Below are 17,632 nucleotides of genomic sequence, written 5' to 3' on the forward strand. Positions count from 1 at the left end.
TTAGTGTTTTATAGAATAGGCAATAATACTTGATCAATTACGTGAACCACCCCATTAGTTGTTTGTACATCAGGGATTACCATATTAGCTGGGCTATCATTTCCAGAACCACTTACAGTAAGTACACCGTTAGTATATTCACCTAAAGTGATATCATCATCGCCAAGCGCATCAAAAGAACCTGCATTCAATTCAGATGTAAATTTGTCTGCACTCACATCTGCAAATACGTGATTTAAAAGTACCGCAGTTACTAAATCTTTGTCAAGTTGTCTAATATCAGCTGGCTCTGTAAATGTCAATCCAAGCGCCGTGCCTAAATCTATAAAAGCTTGATCATTAGGTGCAAATACCGTAAAATTTGCATCAGGATTACTTAATGCCTCTGCAAGTTCCGCATACAACACAGCCTCTACAAGATATGAAAGTTCAGATGTTTGAAAAACTTGAGCACTTTGTAAGGCTATAGCAGATTCTACAACGTTTCCACCAGTGGCGATCATCACCTTATCAATTACGTGTATCGTACCATTTTCAGCTTCGATATCTGTTGCTAAAATTCTTGATCCATTCACAAATAGAGAACCATCACGCTCAACAAATCTTCTTGTAAGGCCTTGCAGAGCAGAGCTTGATGTAGAGCCATCTATAATATCAGCACCCCTTAAATTTCCATTAGAAACATGATACAATAAATCATTAGTTAAAAAACCTTGTTGTAGTACACCTATAGTAGATTCTGTGAGCCCTAAACGCGCAAAAGCGGCATCATTTGGTGCAAATACAGTATAATCTCCTGATGGATCATTTGGGTTAGCATTACTTAAAACACCTGCAACATTGCCGTAAACAGCTGCTGCTTCAAGTGTACTAAAATCTGGATTTGCAACCGCTATTCCAGAAATTGAGCTAAGCTCATCTTCGTAAATACTTGATGTTTCACAAGATGTTAGAGTGATTGAAATAAATGCTATTAAAAGCATACTACTATATATATATGATTTTTTCATAATTTTTATAAGTTTTAAATTTTATTAGAATGAATACGTTAAACCTGCATAAGAACCAATAGCCTGTCCTATATTTCTACCAGCAACATAAGCATTAGTACCTGCAGATATACCAAAACCTTGGTAAATGGGCACAAATGCGTTTAACCCTAATCTTGTATAATTTACACGAGTAAGTGGAAATGCTCCTGTAAAGCCATCTCGTAAGATATCCACACCATCTTTATCAGACAATTGATTTGCTACATTAACATCTATGTAAAATTTTGTTGCTGCATATCCTAATTTCAATTCACTAATTAGTGCATTTGGCACATCATCACCTTTTAAGCTATATCCCATTTGACCTATTACAAACAAACCTGAATTATCCTTATAGGTTGCGATACCTAATCCAGTTACTTCTGTAGCTCTATTACCTATAGCAATAATAGATTGAAGACCTTCATCTACACGATAATCACCCAGTGGAAATTTTACTCCGGCAGCCCCTATAAAATCTATAGTACCATTTAATACTGGTGTTGAATAAATATTATACTTTCCATACACCCCGAGATCTTGGATACCGCTACGTTCATTCTCAAAACCGTTATTAGCTAAAGTAGCCTCAGTAGCCTCTCCTTTAGACTTTATATATGGTAAATTAACTACAACATTGAAATTATCTGCAATACCATATTCTGCATAAAGTGTTACAGAATTTCTAGTGACCTCATTAAAAACGGGTACTTCCTCAACTTTTTCAGGAACTAAGAATACATCGCTGTAATTTTCTGAAAAATAGGAGACTGTTGCACTACCTTCTCCTTTTGCTTTCATAAAGCCACTTACAGGGCTTTGAGCTGAAATAATACTCGGAATGCACAGTGCGACAATTCCGATAAAAAGTAAATTTAACTTCATAATTTTATTTGATTTTGTATTTATACATCTATGTACGTAAAAAGGTTCCAAGCGGTTTTTAAAAAGTTATATAAAACCTCATCAAGGGATTTTACGTATATAAAATAAATGAATTAACATATGATGTTTCTAAGATTTATACTACTAGTATGTACCACTGTTTGCTTCTCCCAAACTGACAAGATATATTCTAAAATATATTATGACGGAGAAATACTAAAATCGGAAGGCTGGCTTCAAAATGACAAAAGAGATGGCTATTGGTTTTTTTATAACAAGGAAGGAGAGTTATTGAAAGAAGGACATTACTCTCAAGGGAAAAGAACCGATTGGTGGATTTTATATGGTAAAGATAATACGATCACCAAGGTTCAATATAATGATGATGTGAAAGATGGCTATGCACTCCTATATAAAAATGATAAGTTGTATAAAGCAAAGAAGTACAGTGGTGACCAATTGACCGGCACTTGGACTAGTTTAAAAAAGTTTAAAAGAGATAATTACTTTTAAAGTTATTAGGAGTATCTCATGATGCTATTTTTTCCCAATAGTTCAAGTACATATTTTATAAGGACATAATTAATGAAGAATTTCTGCAGTGGTTCCTCAGGGCTCCGCCCTAAAAATAGAAAAGCTCTACTTACAAATTTAAGTGAGCTTGATTTGATGTAAAACTTTTCTATTTATTTGTGACCTCGAAGGGATTCGAACCCCCAACCGTCAGAGCCGAAATCTGATATTCTATCCAGTTGAACTACGAGGCCTTTTTTGCTTTCGCGAAAGCGTAAATGTAACTTTTATAAATTACCTATCTGATTTTTAATTTTTTAAAATTTTAAGTTAGTCTCGCCTTTACTATAGTACTAATTGTTTTTCCATCTGCCTTGCCTGCAAGCTTGCTGTTTACTTGACCCATCACTTTCCCCATATCTTTCATTCCAGAAGCTCCAGTAGTTTCAATAACCTCATCTACAACAACAGCTATCTCTTCATCACTTAATTGTGCAGGTAAAAATTGAGCGATGACGGTTGCTTGTTCAATTTCAGGTTCAGCAAGATCTGTACGACCTTGTTCAGAAAAAATAGCTGCGCTATCTTTACGTTGCTTTACAAGCTTTTGTAGTATTGCTAATTCTTTTTCCTGTGTGAGTTCTTCTTTTGAGCCACTTTCAGTCTGAGCAAGTAAAATCGCTGATTTTATAGCCCTCAAAGACGTTAAGGCATTTTGATCTTTTGCCTTCATTGCCTCTTTCATCGCAGTCATAACCTTTGTAGATAAACTCATATTTTCTATAATTTTCGCTTTCGCTACGTTTTAATTTGTCAATTTCTATTATTTTTCAAAGATACAATATAGCAATGGCTAGGTCAACTATCTGTAAGGTTGCAGTCACCTACTAACTAACGATTGTTTGGTCTAAGAAATAAGAAAACCCGACCATCTAAAAAAACGGTCGGATTAAGAGTATAAAATGGAATCTTAATCTACATTATCGTGTAGAAAAGAGTTGTTACGTCTCAATTGTATTTCATCATTATCATCTGTAGAGATACTCGTTCTTGATAAACCTCCATCTTTATGAGGTGCATCTTCTAAATTTATACCCATACGCTTATATGCAGGTTGTTTTTCTATCTCATCTATACGCGACTGGTTGTGATGAAATTTATAATTAAACTCCTTCATTTTACGTTTACGTTCAGCTGCTCGATCAATAAGTAATTTAGAAATAGGACTATTCATTGGGTCTACTTCTTCATCTGTCTCTTCATGCCTAGGTGTTGCAGGAACTGTTTTGGTTTCAAATACGATGTTTTCCTCATTAGAATTATCATCCTCACATTTTGGTTTTGCGTTAGATAAATTTTCTTCTAACTCCATATAGTCCTCAAGGCTGTAAGTTGTTTTACCACTATTATCTGTGTTTGTTGTCATAGGCACAACTTCTACAGGTTCGTTTACTTCCATGTTAGATATACCCTCTTCTTCATCGAGACTAAACTTTATCATTCCGTCTTGAGTAGTTTCTTGAGTAATTTCATTTTTTTGAGACTCTTTATGGAGTGGCATATCAAAAAATAACATCCCGTCGCTATCTTGATGATCTTGATTTATGTTCTTAGTTTCTTTACGAGAAGTGGTGTCTATGATCTCAAAATCCTCTTCTCGCTCTGCCAATACTTCATCGTATGTGACTTCAATATTGCGTAAAACTTCATTTGAAGGAATGATATCCATTGAAAGTTGAGACGCATTGCCTGTCGCTTTTGGGAGTGCAATCTCATCACGCTCAGCAGGCACTTTTTTTCTTTCGCTAGTATTTACAGTAGGTTGATAATTGTTAAACAACCCTGATTTTGTGCTCTCACTCGGATTTTCTGGTTTACTCTTAATATTAAGTCTACCAGCTTTATCCGTTAAATTATCTACCTCATCTAGGTTTAAAGTATGTATAATTTTTTGAGGTGGAGTAGGCTTAGTGGGCGAAACAGGAGCTTCAGTAGGAATTTCTACAGTAGCATCTGGCATTAAATCTTGTTGCGCTTTTTGCTCTTCTTCTAATGTATGTATGATTTTCTTAGTTTCAACATTTACAATCTCATTTTGTTGTTCTGCATTAAAACCAGTAGCAATTATGGTTACAGAAATCGCATCTCCTAAAGACTCATCTTCACCAACACCCATGATTATGTTTGCACTATGACCTGCCTCAGCTTGGATATGATCGTTTATCTCCCCTATCTCATCAATAGTAATCTCGTCACCACCAGATACAATAAGCAGTAATACGTTCTTTGCACCTGTAATTTTATTGTCGTTAAGTAGTGGTGAATCTAATGCTTTAGAAATTGCTTCGTTAGCCCTACTTGTTCCACTGGCAGTTGCACTACCCATGATGGCTGTTCCTGACTTACTAAGTACTGTTTTTGCATCACGAAGGTCAATATTTTGGGTGTAGTGATGCGTAATAACCTCTGCAATACCTCTAGATGCGGTAGCAAGTACTTCATCTGCTTTGCTAAAACCAGCTTTAAACCCTAGGTTTCCGTAAACTTCACGTAGTTTGTTATTATTTATAACAATTAAGGAGTCTACTTGTGCACGTAAACGATCTACTCCTTTTTGAGCTTGCTCATTACGCATCTTTCCTTCAAATTGAAACGGTATTGTAACTATCCCTACGACTAGGATATCCAATTCACGTGCCATTTTTGCGATTACTGGAGCAGCTCCAGTACCCGTACCACCTCCCATTCCAGCGGTGATAAATATCATTTTGGTATTGGCTCCCAACATTTGTTTGATATCCATCTCACTCTCAATAGCTGCCTGCTCGCCTACCTCTGGATTTGCACCAGCACCTAGCCCTTCCGTTAACCCAACTCCAAGTTGTATTTTATTAGGTACTGTGCTATTTTCAAGTGCTTGTGCATCTGTGTTACAGATAACAAAATCCACTCCATTTATTCCTTGCTGGAACATATGGTTAATTGCGTTACTGCCTCCCCCACCTACACCTATCACTTTAATGACGTGGCTTTGGTTCTTAGGTAAGTCAAATGTTATGTTATCAAATTGTGTCGTACTCATATCAATATATTTTTTGCCCCTTTTGTATTTTTATGACCTGTGTCACCTATGCACTGTAATGCCTGTAGCCTTACTTTTCTTAAAAAATTATTTCTTACTCTGCATTGTCTAAAAAGTCCTTGAACTTATCTGCCCAGCGGTCAAATATGCTTTTTCTTGGCATTTCTTTTTCCTCTGTCCGACCTTCTACGTCTGTTTCTGGAACTTCATTTATTGTATCTGTAAAAGCATCTTCTTCTTGAGCGATTACTTCTTCTTCGGAATTACTCTTGTAATTCCTATGTTCTAAACTGTTCATCACAAGTCCTACAGCTGTTGCATACAATGGACTTGTAGTATCACTATCACTGTCACCAGCAAGGTGTTCATTTGGATATCCTATACGAGTATCCATTCCTGTGATATATTCTACTAATTGCTTGAGGTGTTTAAGCTGGCTTCCACCGCCAGTAAGTACAATGCCTGCAATTAATTTTTTCTTTTGCTCCTCATGACCGTAATTCTTAACCTCGAGATATACTTGTTCAATAATCTCCACGACTCGTGCGTGGATGATTTTAGAAAGGTTCTTAAGTGTTATTTCTTTAGGCTCTCTCCCTCTCAATCCTGGGATTGAAACGATTTCATTATCCTTATTTTCTCCTGGCCAGGCAGATCCAAATTTAATCTTGAGTAATTCTGCTTGCTTCTCGATAATAGAACATCCTTCCTTAATATCTTCAGTAATGATATTACCACCGAAAGGAATCACAGCTGTATGGCGGATAATTCCATCTTTAAAAATGGCTAGGTCTGTTGTTCCACCCCCTATATCAATTAGAGCTACTCCTGCTTCTTTTTCTTCTTGACTCAATACTGCATTTGCAGAAGCCAAAGGTTCTAATGTGATACGATCTAGCTTGAGTCCCGCACTTTTTACACACCTTCCTATATTGCGTATGGACGCAACTTGACCTACAACAACATGAAAGTTTGCTTCTACTCGACCTCCATACATCCCAATAGGCTCTTTGATCTCACTCTGTCCATCCACTTTATACTCTTGTGGTAAAACATGAATAATCTCTTCACCTGGTAACATAACTAGCTTATGCACTTGATTACAAAGTGCATCAATATCTTTTGCGTCTATTACTTCTTCTGAGTTATTACGAGTGATGTAGTCACTGTGTTGCAATGATCTAATATGTTGACCTGCAATACCTACCACAACATCTTCTATTTTAATTCCAGAGACATCCTCTGCCTCTTGTACTGCTTGCTGTACGGACTGTATGGTTTGTGTGATATTATTTACCACACCTCTGTGTACTCCTAAACTTTTGGACTTCCCAATACCTAGGATTTCTACTTTATTGTACTCATTGTACCGCCCTATCATCGCCACGATCTTCGTGGTCCCTATGTCCAGTCCTACTGCGATATTTTGATTTTCCATACTATTAGTTTCTTGCTTTTTACAAGGTATTCTTCTTATTCCTTTTTTTGCTTTCGCGAAAGCGTATTTATGTTATTTTAAAAACGCAATTTTACAAATCATATGCTGTTGTAACCTGCCAACTCACTGTTAAAATTATTTACAAATTGCTTCTTTATTTTTTCTCACAAACGACCTGTCCATCATACTTAAGCGATATTAGTTTATAGTTATTTAAACTTTTATCTTTCAAAGCTTTTTGGTAAAATGCTTTATAATTACTAAAACGTTTATTCAAATCTTTAATAGCACCTAACACGATCTTATACTCTTGTTTACGTGCTTCTAGTATATACTCTCCTTTTTTATCACGAGTAATACCAATAATGTGTTTTAAAAGAAATGCATCATTTCTTATATAGGTTGCAAGTTTATATACTTGCAAAGTATCTTTTTTACTAGTTCCTGACACTAAGGGAACGTGTGCAGAAAAATTTTTTGACAGTGGCATTAATTCCCCAGAGCTATCCATATAAAAAGGTGGATTTCCATTGATACGTGCAATAGGCTTACGCTGCTCTATAGAAACTCCTATTTTTCCAGACATTGTAACGTAAACATCTGCACTTTTGATAATTGGATGCGCCGTGATACGCTTTTCCAAGGTACTCAAAGCTAAATTTTCTTTTGCGTTACTTGCACCGTTTTTAGAACTTACTATCAACAATTTATTAACGGTCTCGCGGGTTACAAAAGGTGCGCTCTCATCACTAAAAGCTATAGTAACATCTTGAACTTCACGTTGTTCATTTCTGCGTACAGTAAAAACTACTAGGAAGATTGTAAACCCTAGTAAAATCAGCATTTTTATATAAAACCAATTAATTTTCACCCGTTAATTTTCTTGTTACTTTTAATATTTCAACACCTATATCTCCAGCGCCCATCATTACAATTATTTTTTGTGTTGCTGCACTTACTGTATTATAAAGCTGTTCTTTAGCAATAATTTGCTTTCGCGAAAGCGTCATTTTAGATAATAGCACATTACTTGTCACTCCTGAAATAGGAAGTTCTCTTGCAGGATAAATGTCCAGTAATACAACCTCGTCAAACCCGCTTAACTCACGAGCAAAATCTTCCATAAAATCTTTTGTACGTGAGAATAAATGTGGCTGAAATATAGCCATCACCTCTTCCTTAGGATACATCTCTCTTACGCTTTGGTGCACGGCGGCTATTTCTGTAGGATGGTGTGCATAATCATCTATTAAAACAAGATCCGTTCTTTTAACCCTATAAGTAAAACGCCTGTTTACACCTGTATAACTCAATAAAGCGGCGTGTAATTGTTCTTTTTCTGTTCCGTATGCCATTGCCATTGCTAATGCTGTGATAGCATTAAACAGATTATGCCTGCCAGGTAAATTACTTCTAAGACCTATAAGTTCTCCCTCTGGGTATTTTAAATCAAAAACATATTGTCCGTCTTGCACCTGTATATTTTGTGCACAGTAATCTGATGCATCTTCAATACCTACTGTATTTCCTTCCAGCGGAAGTCCGTTTTTGATAAATCGATTTTTTGAAGGAACTAGTAAACCAAATTCTTGGAATGTGCTTATTAGTTCATCTTCACTAGCATATATATCCAGATGATCTGCATCCATTGATGTTATACAGATAAGATTAGGCTTAAGTTGAAGGAATGAACGGTCAAACTCATCTGCTTCTACTACAACAACTTCGTTTCCTTTTTGAATCAAGTTGCCATTGTAATTATTTGTGATCCCTCCCACAAAAGCTGTGACAGGAGCACCAGTCGCGGCGAGTAAGTGTCCTAAAATACTTGATGTAGTGGTTTTTCCGTGTGTTCCTGCTACGGCTAAACTATAAATGCCACGAGTAATTAGACCAAGTACTTCTGCACGTTTCTTTATGTTATACCCGCTTTTGCGAAAATATTGCAATTCGCCAAAACTATCAGGTACAGCTGGAGTATACACAATCAAAGTGTCGTCTATAGATTCAAATCCCTCTACTACATTTGACCCATTATCTTCATAATGGATAGCAATTCCAGAGCTTTCTAAATCGCGTGTAATATCTGACGGCGTTTTATCGTAACCGGCAACTCTATTACCTTCATTATGAAAATATACCGCTAAGGCACTCATGCCAATACCGCCTATACCTACAAAATAAATATTTGATATGTTATCTAGTGATCGCATGGTTATTTAGTATTCTTTATGATTGCCTCTACCTCATCTACAATGTCTTGCGTCGCATTAGGCAGTGCTAGTTTTTTTATGTTTCGTCCAAGTTTTAACCGCACTTTTTCATCATTTATAAGTCCAGTAAAAACAAGATCAAATTTTTTATCAAGTTCGTTTTCTGAAATTAGGATAGCGCCATCCTCCTTTTCTATCGCACGAGCATTTTTAGTTTGATGGTCTTCTGCAACGTTTGGTGAAGGAATAAAAAGCGTTGCTTTACCAACAATACACAACTCTGAAACACTACTTGCTCCTGCTCTCGATATTATAATATCAGCGGCAGCGTAAGCAAGATCCATTTCATTTATATAGTCCATCACACGTACAGTGTCACTTGCAAGATGCATATATGTATCTATGTACAGTTTGCCTGTTTGCCATAATACTTGAACTCCTAGTTCCTTAAATAGCGGGAGCTGTTTACTTATTAACTCATTAATAGCTCTTGCACCTAAACTACCTCCTAAAACTAATACCACTCTATTGGCTGAAGAAAAACCATATTTGGTAAGAGCTGCAGTTCGTTTACTATCTATATCTAGAAGGTCAGATCGGACTGGATTACCTGTTTTAACAATTTTTGACGCAGGAAAATAGGTTTCCATATTGTCATATGCCACGCAGATTTTTTCTACACCCTTGCTCAATAATTTATTGGTAATACCTGCGTAAGAATTTTGCTCTTGCACTAGGGCAGGAATATTGTTCCACACGGCAGTTTTTAATAGTGGACCACTAGCAAAACCTCCCGTCCCTATAACCACATCAGGCTTAAATTTTCTAATAATTTGATGTGACTTCCAAAGGCTACTTATGAGCTTAATAGGAAACATTAAATTATCTACCGTGAGCTTTCGTTGTAATCCTGCAATCCATAAACCTTCTATATCAAATCCAGCGTTTGGAACTTTTTCCATCTCCATACGATTACTCGCCCCCACAAATAGAAACTGCGCGTCTGGATGACGCGCTTGTATTTCTTTTGCAATAGCAATAGCCGGGTAAATATGCCCGCCTGTTCCTCCTCCTGATACTATAACTTTATATGGTTTCACTTAGTACGTCTAATGGATTTAATTCATTTTCTTCTTTTTGTGGTGTAAACTTACGTTTTGCACTCACACTTAATACAATACCTATGGCAAGGCAGGTCATCCATATAGATGAACCCCCACTACTCACTAATGGTAAAGTTTGTCCCGTTACAGGAAATAATTCTACCGCAACTGCCATATTAATTAAAGCTTGAAATACAATAGGCAGTCCCACCCCTACAACAATAAGCTTGGCAAAAATTGTCTCTGCCTTATGTGCTATCACGGTTATTCGAAATAGTAATAGCATATATGCGCTAAGTAATAAACCTGCGCCCATTAATCCCCATTCTTCTACAATAATCGCATAAATGAAATCTGATGACGATTGTGGTAAAAAATTCTTTTGTACACTTTTTCCTGGCCCTTGACCAAATAGTCCACCAGAGGCGATGGCAATTTTTGCTCTTTCTATTTGATAATCTGCATCTGCATCTACCTCATCATTAGCAAAGTTTTCAACTCTACTTATCCACGTGTCTACCCTATTAGGGAATACTCCTGGAAAAGCTTTAACAACTAAAACAAAAAATAGTAACGCTATAAGCCCTGTCACCATAACAATACCTAAATACTTGAGCGGATATCCTCCTAGAAATACCAAGGTAACGACCATTAATGCGATGATTGCAGTTGTAGAGAAATTTGCAGGTAAAATAAGGGCTAAAACACAAGCCACTGGTAACCAAAGCGGTACTAAAGTCTCTTTAAAAGTAACTTCTTTATCTTGAATTTTTGCTAGGTACCTCGCAACATAAACCATCAATACTACACCCGCAAAGGCAGAAGTCTGGAAACCTATTCCTATTATGGGTATATGTATCCACCTACTTGCATTTGCGCCACCCATAGTTGTTCCTTGTGCTAGGGTCACAATAAGTAAAACGATTACAAATGGTATTGCAATATAGGAAAGCCCCTTAAAGTAATGATACGGTATTTTATGAACCCCATAAAGCATACCAAACCCAAGGACTAAATGCATCCCGTGTTTTACTAAAAAACCAATGGTATTCCCATCGCCTTTTGTGTAAGCTAGATTACTTGCGGCGCTGTACACTGGCATAAATGAAAACAATGCAAGCAAAGCAACAATAGCCCAAATGGCTTTATCCCCTTGCAATCCAGCAAATATGTTCTTAAATGATGTACTCACAATACTTGTTATATATATTTACTAACGCTTTTGCTTTCGCGAAAGCTTAACTCTAAAAGCTGAAGTAGCCAGTCAACATAATTACGGGGGAATGTGACTGGCTTTTCAAATCAGCCTTAACTTTATAGGTCTCTTACAGCTTCTTTGAACTGACGACCACGATCTTCATAATTATCAAATAAATCAAAACTTGCACACGCTGGAGACAACAAAACATTATCACCGCGCTCTGCTACTTTATATGCAATTTTTACAGCCTCCTTCATAGAGGGTGTCTCTACAATAACATCCACCATATTGCTAAAATGACTCATCAACTTTGAGTTGTCTACCCCTAAACAAATGATAGCCTTAACTTTCTCATTAATAAGAGGGTAGAGATCTCTATAATCATTTCCTTTATCTACCCCTCCCACAATCCATACGGTGGGTTCACTCATACTATCTAAAGCATAGAACGTAGCATTTACATTAGTTGCTTTACTATCGTTGATATACTGCACGTTATTAATTTTAAGAACTTGCTCTAACCTATGTTCTACTCCTTGGAAACCTTCTAGACTCTCTCGAATTGTAGCTTTACGGATTTTAAGCAAATTTGCTACTGTAGATGCAGCCATTGCATTTTTTGTATTATGTTTTCCTCTAAGCGCTAGATTTTGAGTTGCCATGGTAAATGTGTTGTTATCTATGTTTGTAAACAAATTGTTGTTTTCTATGTAAGCTCCCTCTTTAAATGTTTGATTCATTGAAAATGGAAGTAATTTTGATTTTACTGGATGTTTTTCTAACCAGTTTACGATTACGGGATCATCTGCATCATAGATGAGATAATCTGTTTCTTTTTGATTCATCGCTATTCTGAATTTTGAGGCGATGTAGTTTTCGAATTTATTATCGTAACGGTCTAAATGATCTGGACTAATGTTTAATAAAATTGCTATATGTGGAGCAAAATCCTTAATACCGTCTAACTGGAAACTGCTTATCTCTAGCACATACGTATCAATCTCTTTCTCTAGAACCATCTTAGCAAAACTGTCACCTATATTTCCAGCGATTCCTGTATTAAGGCCTGCTTGCTGTAAAATATGCCCTGCAAGTAGTGTTGTAGTGGTTTTACCATTACTTCCAGTAATACCTATGATAGTAGCATCTGTAAACTGCGCCGCAAACTCTATTTCTGAAACAACCAGAATGCCCTTTTCAAGAAGCTGTTTTACGATAGGTGCCGTATCAGGAATGCCCGGGCTTTTCATCACAACAGCTGCATTTAAAATTTTAGCTTCTGTGTGTCCATTTTCTTCCCAATCAAAATTATACTGATTTAAAACAGATTTATACTTAGCTTTTATTTCCCCAAAGTCAGAAACAAAAACCTCATAGCCTTTAGCATGAGCTAATATGGCCGTACCAACACCGCTTTCTCCCGCTCCTAATATGACAAGTCTTTTTTTCATTTTTGCTTTCGCGAAAGCGAATTATCTAATTTTTAATGTTATAATTGACAGGACCGCAAGTAAAATACCTACAATCCAAAATCTGGTGACGATCTTACTCTCGTGGACTCCTTTTTTTTGGTAATGATGATGGAGAGGTGACATCAAAAAAATACGTCTACCTTCTCCTGTTTTCTTTTTGGTATATTTAAAATATCCTACTTGCATGATCACAGATAAATTCTCCATTAAAAAAATTCCACATAAAATAGGAATAAGCCACTCTTTACGAGTAGCAATTGCCAAAACAGCGATAATACCGCCGATAGTTAGACTACCCGTATCTCCCATAAAAACTTGCGCTGGATAGGCATTATACCACAAAAACCCAATTAGAGCCCCCACAAAGGCTGCAATAAATATGAGCATCTCTCCCGTACCAGGTATATACATTACATTGAGATAATCACTAAAAATGATATTACCTGAAACAAAAGCAAAGATTCCAAGCGTAAGTACAATTATCGCACTTGTTCCCGCAGCTAGACCATCAATACCGTCTGTAAGGTTTGCCCCATTAGATACTGCAGTTATAATAATTATTACAATAGGTATAAATAGCAACCAGGCATAATCTTTCCAGTCTTCATTAATGGCAGTAACAATAGCCTCATAGTCAAACTCATTGTTCTTTGTAAATGGCAGTGTGGTTTTTAAACTTTTTACTCCCTTAGTGAATTTATCACTACGCTTTTCTTGAGTTATTTCTACTTTTTCTGATCCTTTGTAACTTTTTATTTCCTCCCTAACTGTAATGTCAGAATGAAAAAACATGGTTGTACCCACAATAATTCCAAGTCCTACTTGCCCTATAATTTTATATTTACCAGAAAGACCTTCTTTGTTCTTTTCCATTTTCTTTTTATAATCATCAATAAAACCGATGATTCCCATCCATACTGTTGTAATTATGAGAAGTACGATGTAGATGTTATCAAGATTTGCAAAAAGGATCACAGGGATTAAAGTAGAGGCTATAATTATGAGACCTCCCATTGTCGGAGTTCCAGCCTTTTCTGCTTGCCCATCAAGCCCCAAGTCTCTTATTTGTTCTCCCATTTGCTTACGCTGTAAGAACTTAATAATACGCTCTCCGTAAACTGTAGATAATGTAAGGGAAAGCAATATTGCGAGGGCAGCTCTAAACGTACTAAACTGAAATAAGCCTGCACCAGGTACATTATAAGCTTCGTCTAACCATTGAAATAGATGATACAGCATTATTTATCTAGTGTTTTTAAAGTTTCTTGTACGATTTTAAAGTCATCAAAATCAAAGCGCTCTCCATTGATTTCTTGATAATTCTCATGACCCTTCCCTGCTATAAGTATAATATCTCCAGAATTTGCTAATTGACAAGCTGTTTTTATAGCCTGCCTTCTATCCGTTATCGTAAGAATTTTTTTATAATTATGAGGTGCTACTCCATTTTCGATCTCCGCAATAATAGTTTCTGGCTTTTCTGTGCGGGGATTATCACTGGTTATTATAGTTTTTGTGCTTAAGCTACTAGCTATGTGCCCCATTTTAGGGCGTTTAGCCTTATCACGATCTCCACCAGCTCCAATAATTGTAATTAAAGATTCATTTTTTGTTCTGATATCATTGATTGTTTCTAATACATTTTTAAGAGCATCTGGAGTATGCGCATAATCAACGACGGCAGTAATATTTTGAGGAGAAACTATACATTGAAATCTACCTGAAACACTTTCTAACTCACTTAAAAGTTGTAATGCTTCAATCTGAGTTAATCCGAGCAACTCTGCCGTACCGTAGATTGCTAATAAATTATATGCATTAAAAGCACCTATAAGCTTTGTCCAAACTTCTTGGTCTTGGATTTTGAGTAAAAGACCTGAAAGTTGATTTTCTAGAATTTGCGCACGATAATCTGCATAAGATTTTAGAGCATAGGTGATTTTTCTGGCCTTTGTGTTTTGCAACATCACGAGTCCATTTTTGTCATCTATATTCACCAAGGCAAAAGCAGTCTTGGGCAGCTCATCAAAAAATTTCTTTTTTACATCTCTATACTCTGCAAAAGAACTGTGATAATCTAAGTGATCGTGCGATAGATTTGTAAATATTCCTCCCTCAAAATGCAATCCTTCTGTACGTTTCTGGTCGATACCGTGAGAACTCACTTCCATAAAACAAAATTCTACACCCACTTCTGACATTTTTGCCAAATATTTATTAATCGTTAGGCTATCAGGTGTTGTATGCGTTGCTTTATATTCATCCTTATCAACAATAATTTTTACAGTCGATAATAATCCTGTTTTATAACCTGCTTTTGTAAACAGTTGATACAAAAGACTTGCTATTGTGGTCTTACCATTTGTGCCTGTAATTCCTATAAGTTTCAGATTAGCTGATGGATTTCCATAAAAATTTGAAGCCATCGTAGCAAGTGCACTCGCGCTATTTAGAACCTGAACGTATGTGACACCGTTAACTATTTTCGAAGGTAACTTTTCACAAATGATAGCAATAGCCCCTTGATCTACTGCTTTATCTATAAATACATGACCATCACTTTGAGTTCCTTTTATAGCAACAAATACATCATTGAGTCCCACTTCACGAGAATCAAAATGCATATCTGTAACAGCAATATCCGTAGTTCCTACTACAGACTCGAGGGTCACTTTATATAAAATATCCTTCAGTACGATCACGATAATTCTAAGGTTATAGGTTTGTTTTTTTCTAGTTTTAATCCAGGTTTTAGAGATTGGCTTTTCACTTTCCCGCTTCCGCGAAAGCGTACACTGAGCCCTAAGTTTTCTAACAAGGAGACTGCATCCATACCTGACATTCCTTTTACATCTGGAATTGTTTCAAAGCCCTTATTAACATTTGCATAGTAGCGCTGGTAATCATTCTCGACAACTGTTGAACTTTTCATAGGAAGTGCTAGCTCGTCAACTACCGGAGTATCTGAATAAATTTTTTGAGCTATCTCTTTAAAAACCGGAGCAGCAACTATATTACCGTAATAGCCTAATTCTTTTTTAGGCTTATGCACCACAACAATGCAAGAATACTTTGGATTATCTGCCGGAAAATACCCTGCAAAAGAAGAGATATATCTACCTGGTTCAATCCAGTATTCTACCTGACAAGTTCCTGTCTTTCCAGCCATTGAAAATTCTGGACTATAAATATTGCTTGCCGTTCCATGTTCTACAGTATTCTTCATCATTTGCTTTACAGCACCTATGGTTTCTTGCGATGCAATTCGGGAGTTAAGTACTTCCTTATCAAAACGCTCTATACTACGATCCCATTCCTTAACCTCTTTAATAAAACGAGGTTTCACCATCTCACCATTATTAGCCACTGCATTGTAGAAAGTGAGGGTCTGCAATGGTGTGAGCTGAACTCCATACCCAAAAGCCATCCACGGCAATGTAGTACCGTACCAATTATCATCGCCTGGGTAAGGAAACTTTGGAACACCTTCTCCTTTTATTTCCAATCCCAGCTTTTCGTTGAGACCCATATTAAAAAGCCTCTTTAAAAATTGCTCTGGATTATCTTTATAACTTTCGTTAATCATTTTGGCGAAAGCTGTATTACTACTAAGCTCAAATGCTTTTGAAGCCGTAATTTTACCGTAGCCACCCCATTTTGAGTCATAAACAGTACGATCATAAAATTTCACACGACCATTTTCTGTATCGAGTACGGTACTAGAATCTATGACCTTATCTTCAAGCGCAGCGACCATAGACATCAGCTTAAATGTTGACCCTGGCTCGTGAGATTCACCTACTGCATAATTAAGCCTCTCATAATATTTTCCCGCTGATGTACGCCCTAGATTTGAGATAGCTTTAATTTCACCAGTCCCAGTCTCCATTACCACTACACTACCGTGATCTGCCTCAAACTTTTGTAGACTACTCAATAATGCGTTATGTGCGACATCTTGAATATTTACATCTATAGTAGAAATTACATCGTAGCCATCGCGAGGGTCTACAGCATTACCTACGCCTATAGGCTTCCATTCTCCATTTGCGATTTTTTGTTTAAGACGACGCCCTTCCTTCCCTCTTAAATAAGAACCATAGGCACCCTCTAAACCAACTCGAGTATAGTAACCACTATCATCCTGACGCTCATAACCTACCGTACGCTCTGCCATTTTTTCTAATGGATGCTCGCGCTCTGTATGTTCCTCTACGATCACACCACCTCTGTATTGACCCTTATTAAAAAGTGGTAATGCTTTTAATTTTATATAATCTGCATACCCTAACTTTCGAGCTATGAATAAATATCTATTTTTTGTTGACCTAGCTTTACGAAGTCTGTTTTCATAATATGCAGGTGTTTTACCTAACATTTTTGAAAGGCCCTTAGAAAGACCCACAATATGCTCATTAAAATCTTCATTTGAAGGGGAAATGGCATCCCATCGTATATCATATTTAATTTGAGAAGTAGCAAGTAAACTCCCGTCTTCTGCATAAAGATTCCCTCTTGTTGCGGGAATAATATCCATTTTTTCTGTGCTCTTTACCGCCATCTCGCGATACTTATCACCTTGAAAAATTTGTATTGCTACAAGCTTATACCCAACAATAATCGCCAGGATGAACATACATCCTGCGACAAAATATAAACGATTCAATATGTCTTTTTCTCTTGCTGCCACGAGT

Annotated in this window: 14 protein-coding genes and 1 tRNA gene; 1 reads left to right on the forward strand and 14 read right to left on the reverse strand. The window is 36.6% G+C overall.

Annotated features, from left to right (window positions below):
* Window positions 1-8: 8 nt before the first annotated feature.
* Window positions 9-1,010: a fasciclin domain-containing protein gene (locus OD90_RS05600; RefSeq protein ID WP_144667789.1), complete on the reverse strand. Its 1,002-nt coding sequence runs from the start codon at window positions 1,008-1,010 to the stop codon at window positions 9-11.
* Between the two features lie 24 nt (window positions 1,011-1,034).
* Window positions 1,035-1,916: a hypothetical protein gene (locus tag OD90_RS05605; RefSeq protein ID WP_144667792.1), complete on the reverse strand. Its 882-nt coding sequence runs from the start codon at window positions 1,914-1,916 to the stop codon at window positions 1,035-1,037.
* Window positions 1,917-2,036: 120 nt separating this feature from the next.
* Between OD90_RS05605 and OD90_RS05610 the strand changes: the two genes are divergently transcribed.
* Window positions 2,037-2,429: a toxin-antitoxin system YwqK family antitoxin gene (locus OD90_RS05610; protein ID WP_144667796.1), complete on the forward strand. Its 393-nt coding sequence runs from the start codon at window positions 2,037-2,039 to the stop codon at window positions 2,427-2,429.
* Between the two features lie 180 nt (window positions 2,430-2,609).
* Here OD90_RS05610 and OD90_RS05615 read toward each other — a convergent pair.
* From OD90_RS05615 to OD90_RS05670, 12 genes are all read right to left on the reverse strand, one after another.
* Window positions 2,610-2,683: transfer RNA gene (locus OD90_RS05615), tRNA-Arg, on the reverse strand.
* A 71-nt stretch (window positions 2,684-2,754) separates the two neighbouring features.
* A complete protein-coding gene (locus OD90_RS05620; RefSeq protein ID WP_144667799.1) occupies window positions 2,755-3,204 on the reverse strand; it encodes a GatB/YqeY domain-containing protein in 450 nt (149 codons plus the stop codon).
* A 195-nt stretch (window positions 3,205-3,399) separates the two neighbouring features.
* On the reverse strand, window positions 3,400-5,511 hold the full coding sequence (ftsZ, locus tag OD90_RS05625) for a cell division protein FtsZ (protein WP_144667802.1): 2,112 nt from the start codon (window positions 5,509-5,511) through the stop codon (window positions 3,400-3,402).
* A 94-nt stretch (window positions 5,512-5,605) separates the two neighbouring features.
* Window positions 5,606-6,949, reverse strand: a complete 1,344-nt coding sequence (gene ftsA, locus OD90_RS05630; protein WP_144667805.1) for a cell division protein FtsA — start codon at window positions 6,947-6,949, stop codon at window positions 5,606-5,608.
* A 154-nt stretch (window positions 6,950-7,103) separates the two neighbouring features.
* Complete coding sequence (locus OD90_RS05635) at window positions 7,104-7,793, reverse strand: cell division protein FtsQ/DivIB (RefSeq protein ID WP_261374465.1); 690 nt, start codon at window positions 7,791-7,793, stop codon at window positions 7,104-7,106.
* Window positions 7,794-7,809: 16 nt separating this feature from the next.
* Window positions 7,810-9,162, reverse strand: coding sequence for a UDP-N-acetylmuramate--L-alanine ligase (murC, locus tag OD90_RS05640; RefSeq protein WP_144667811.1), 1,353 nt, complete (start codon window positions 9,160-9,162; stop codon window positions 7,810-7,812).
* Window positions 9,163-9,164: 2 nt separating this feature from the next.
* On the reverse strand, window positions 9,165-10,262 hold the full coding sequence (gene murG / locus OD90_RS05645) for an undecaprenyldiphospho-muramoylpentapeptide beta-N-acetylglucosaminyltransferase (RefSeq protein WP_144667814.1): 1,098 nt from the start codon (window positions 10,260-10,262) through the stop codon (window positions 9,165-9,167).
* The gene (locus tag OD90_RS05650) at window positions 10,249-11,457 is read right to left on the reverse strand and encodes an FtsW/RodA/SpoVE family cell cycle protein (protein WP_144667817.1); all 1,209 of its coding nucleotides are present in this window, start codon (window positions 11,455-11,457) and stop codon (window positions 10,249-10,251) included. The genes murG and OD90_RS05650 overlap by 14 nt, the downstream gene beginning before the upstream one ends.
* 122 nt (window positions 11,458-11,579) lie before the next feature.
* Window positions 11,580-12,917: a UDP-N-acetylmuramoyl-L-alanine--D-glutamate ligase gene (gene murD / locus OD90_RS05655; RefSeq protein ID WP_144667820.1), complete on the reverse strand. Its 1,338-nt coding sequence runs from the start codon at window positions 12,915-12,917 to the stop codon at window positions 11,580-11,582.
* 21 nt (window positions 12,918-12,938) lie between these two features.
* Entirely contained in the window at window positions 12,939-14,177 is a 1,239-nt protein-coding gene (mraY, locus tag OD90_RS05660) for a phospho-N-acetylmuramoyl-pentapeptide-transferase (protein WP_144667823.1), read from the reverse strand.
* Window positions 14,177-15,640, reverse strand: a complete 1,464-nt coding sequence (locus OD90_RS05665) for a UDP-N-acetylmuramoyl-L-alanyl-D-glutamate--2,6-diaminopimelate ligase (RefSeq protein WP_144667826.1) — start codon at window positions 15,638-15,640, stop codon at window positions 14,177-14,179. The genes mraY and OD90_RS05665 overlap by 1 nt, the downstream gene beginning before the upstream one ends.
* Window positions 15,637-17,628: a penicillin-binding protein gene (locus OD90_RS05670; RefSeq protein ID WP_144667829.1), complete on the reverse strand. Its 1,992-nt coding sequence runs from the start codon at window positions 17,626-17,628 to the stop codon at window positions 15,637-15,639. Before OD90_RS05670 ends, OD90_RS05665 begins: the two co-directional genes overlap by 4 nt.
* Window positions 17,629-17,632 lie beyond the last annotated feature (4 nt).

The sequence above is a fragment of the Dokdonia sp. Hel_I_53 genome (assembly GCF_007827465.1).
GTDB lineage: Bacteria > Bacteroidota > Bacteroidia > Flavobacteriales > Flavobacteriaceae > Dokdonia.

What these genes read in the sequence shown, in the direction of transcription:
- mraY (WP_144667823.1), bottom strand. Translation starts at nt 14,177, where the DNA reads ATGCTGTATCATCTATTTCAATGGTTAGACGAAGCTTATAATGTACCT.
- murD (WP_144667820.1), bottom strand. Translation starts at nt 12,917, where the DNA reads ATGAAAAAAAGACTTGTCATATTAGGAGCGGGAGAAAGCGGTGTTGGT.
- OD90_RS05610 (WP_144667796.1), top strand. Translation starts at nt 2,037, where the DNA reads ATGATGTTTCTAAGATTTATACTACTAGTATGTACCACTGTTTGCTTC.
- OD90_RS05635 (WP_261374465.1), bottom strand. Translation starts at nt 7,793, where the DNA reads ATGCTGATTTTACTAGGGTTTACAATCTTCCTAGTAGTTTTTACTGTA.
- OD90_RS05605 (WP_144667792.1), bottom strand. Translation starts at nt 1,916, where the DNA reads ATGAAGTTAAATTTACTTTTTATCGGAATTGTCGCACTGTGCATTCCG.
- murC (WP_144667811.1), bottom strand. Translation starts at nt 9,162, where the DNA reads ATGCGATCACTAGATAACATATCAAATATTTATTTTGTAGGTATAGGC.
- OD90_RS05620 (WP_144667799.1), bottom strand. Translation starts at nt 3,204, where the DNA reads ATGAGTTTATCTACAAAGGTTATGACTGCGATGAAAGAGGCAATGAAG.
- OD90_RS05600 (WP_144667789.1), bottom strand. Translation starts at nt 1,010, where the DNA reads ATGAAAAAATCATATATATATAGTAGTATGCTTTTAATAGCATTTATT.
- ftsA (WP_144667805.1), bottom strand. Translation starts at nt 6,949, where the DNA reads ATGGAAAATCAAAATATCGCAGTAGGACTGGACATAGGGACCACGAAG.
- ftsZ (WP_144667802.1), bottom strand. Translation starts at nt 5,511, where the DNA reads ATGAGTACGACACAATTTGATAACATAACATTTGACTTACCTAAGAAC.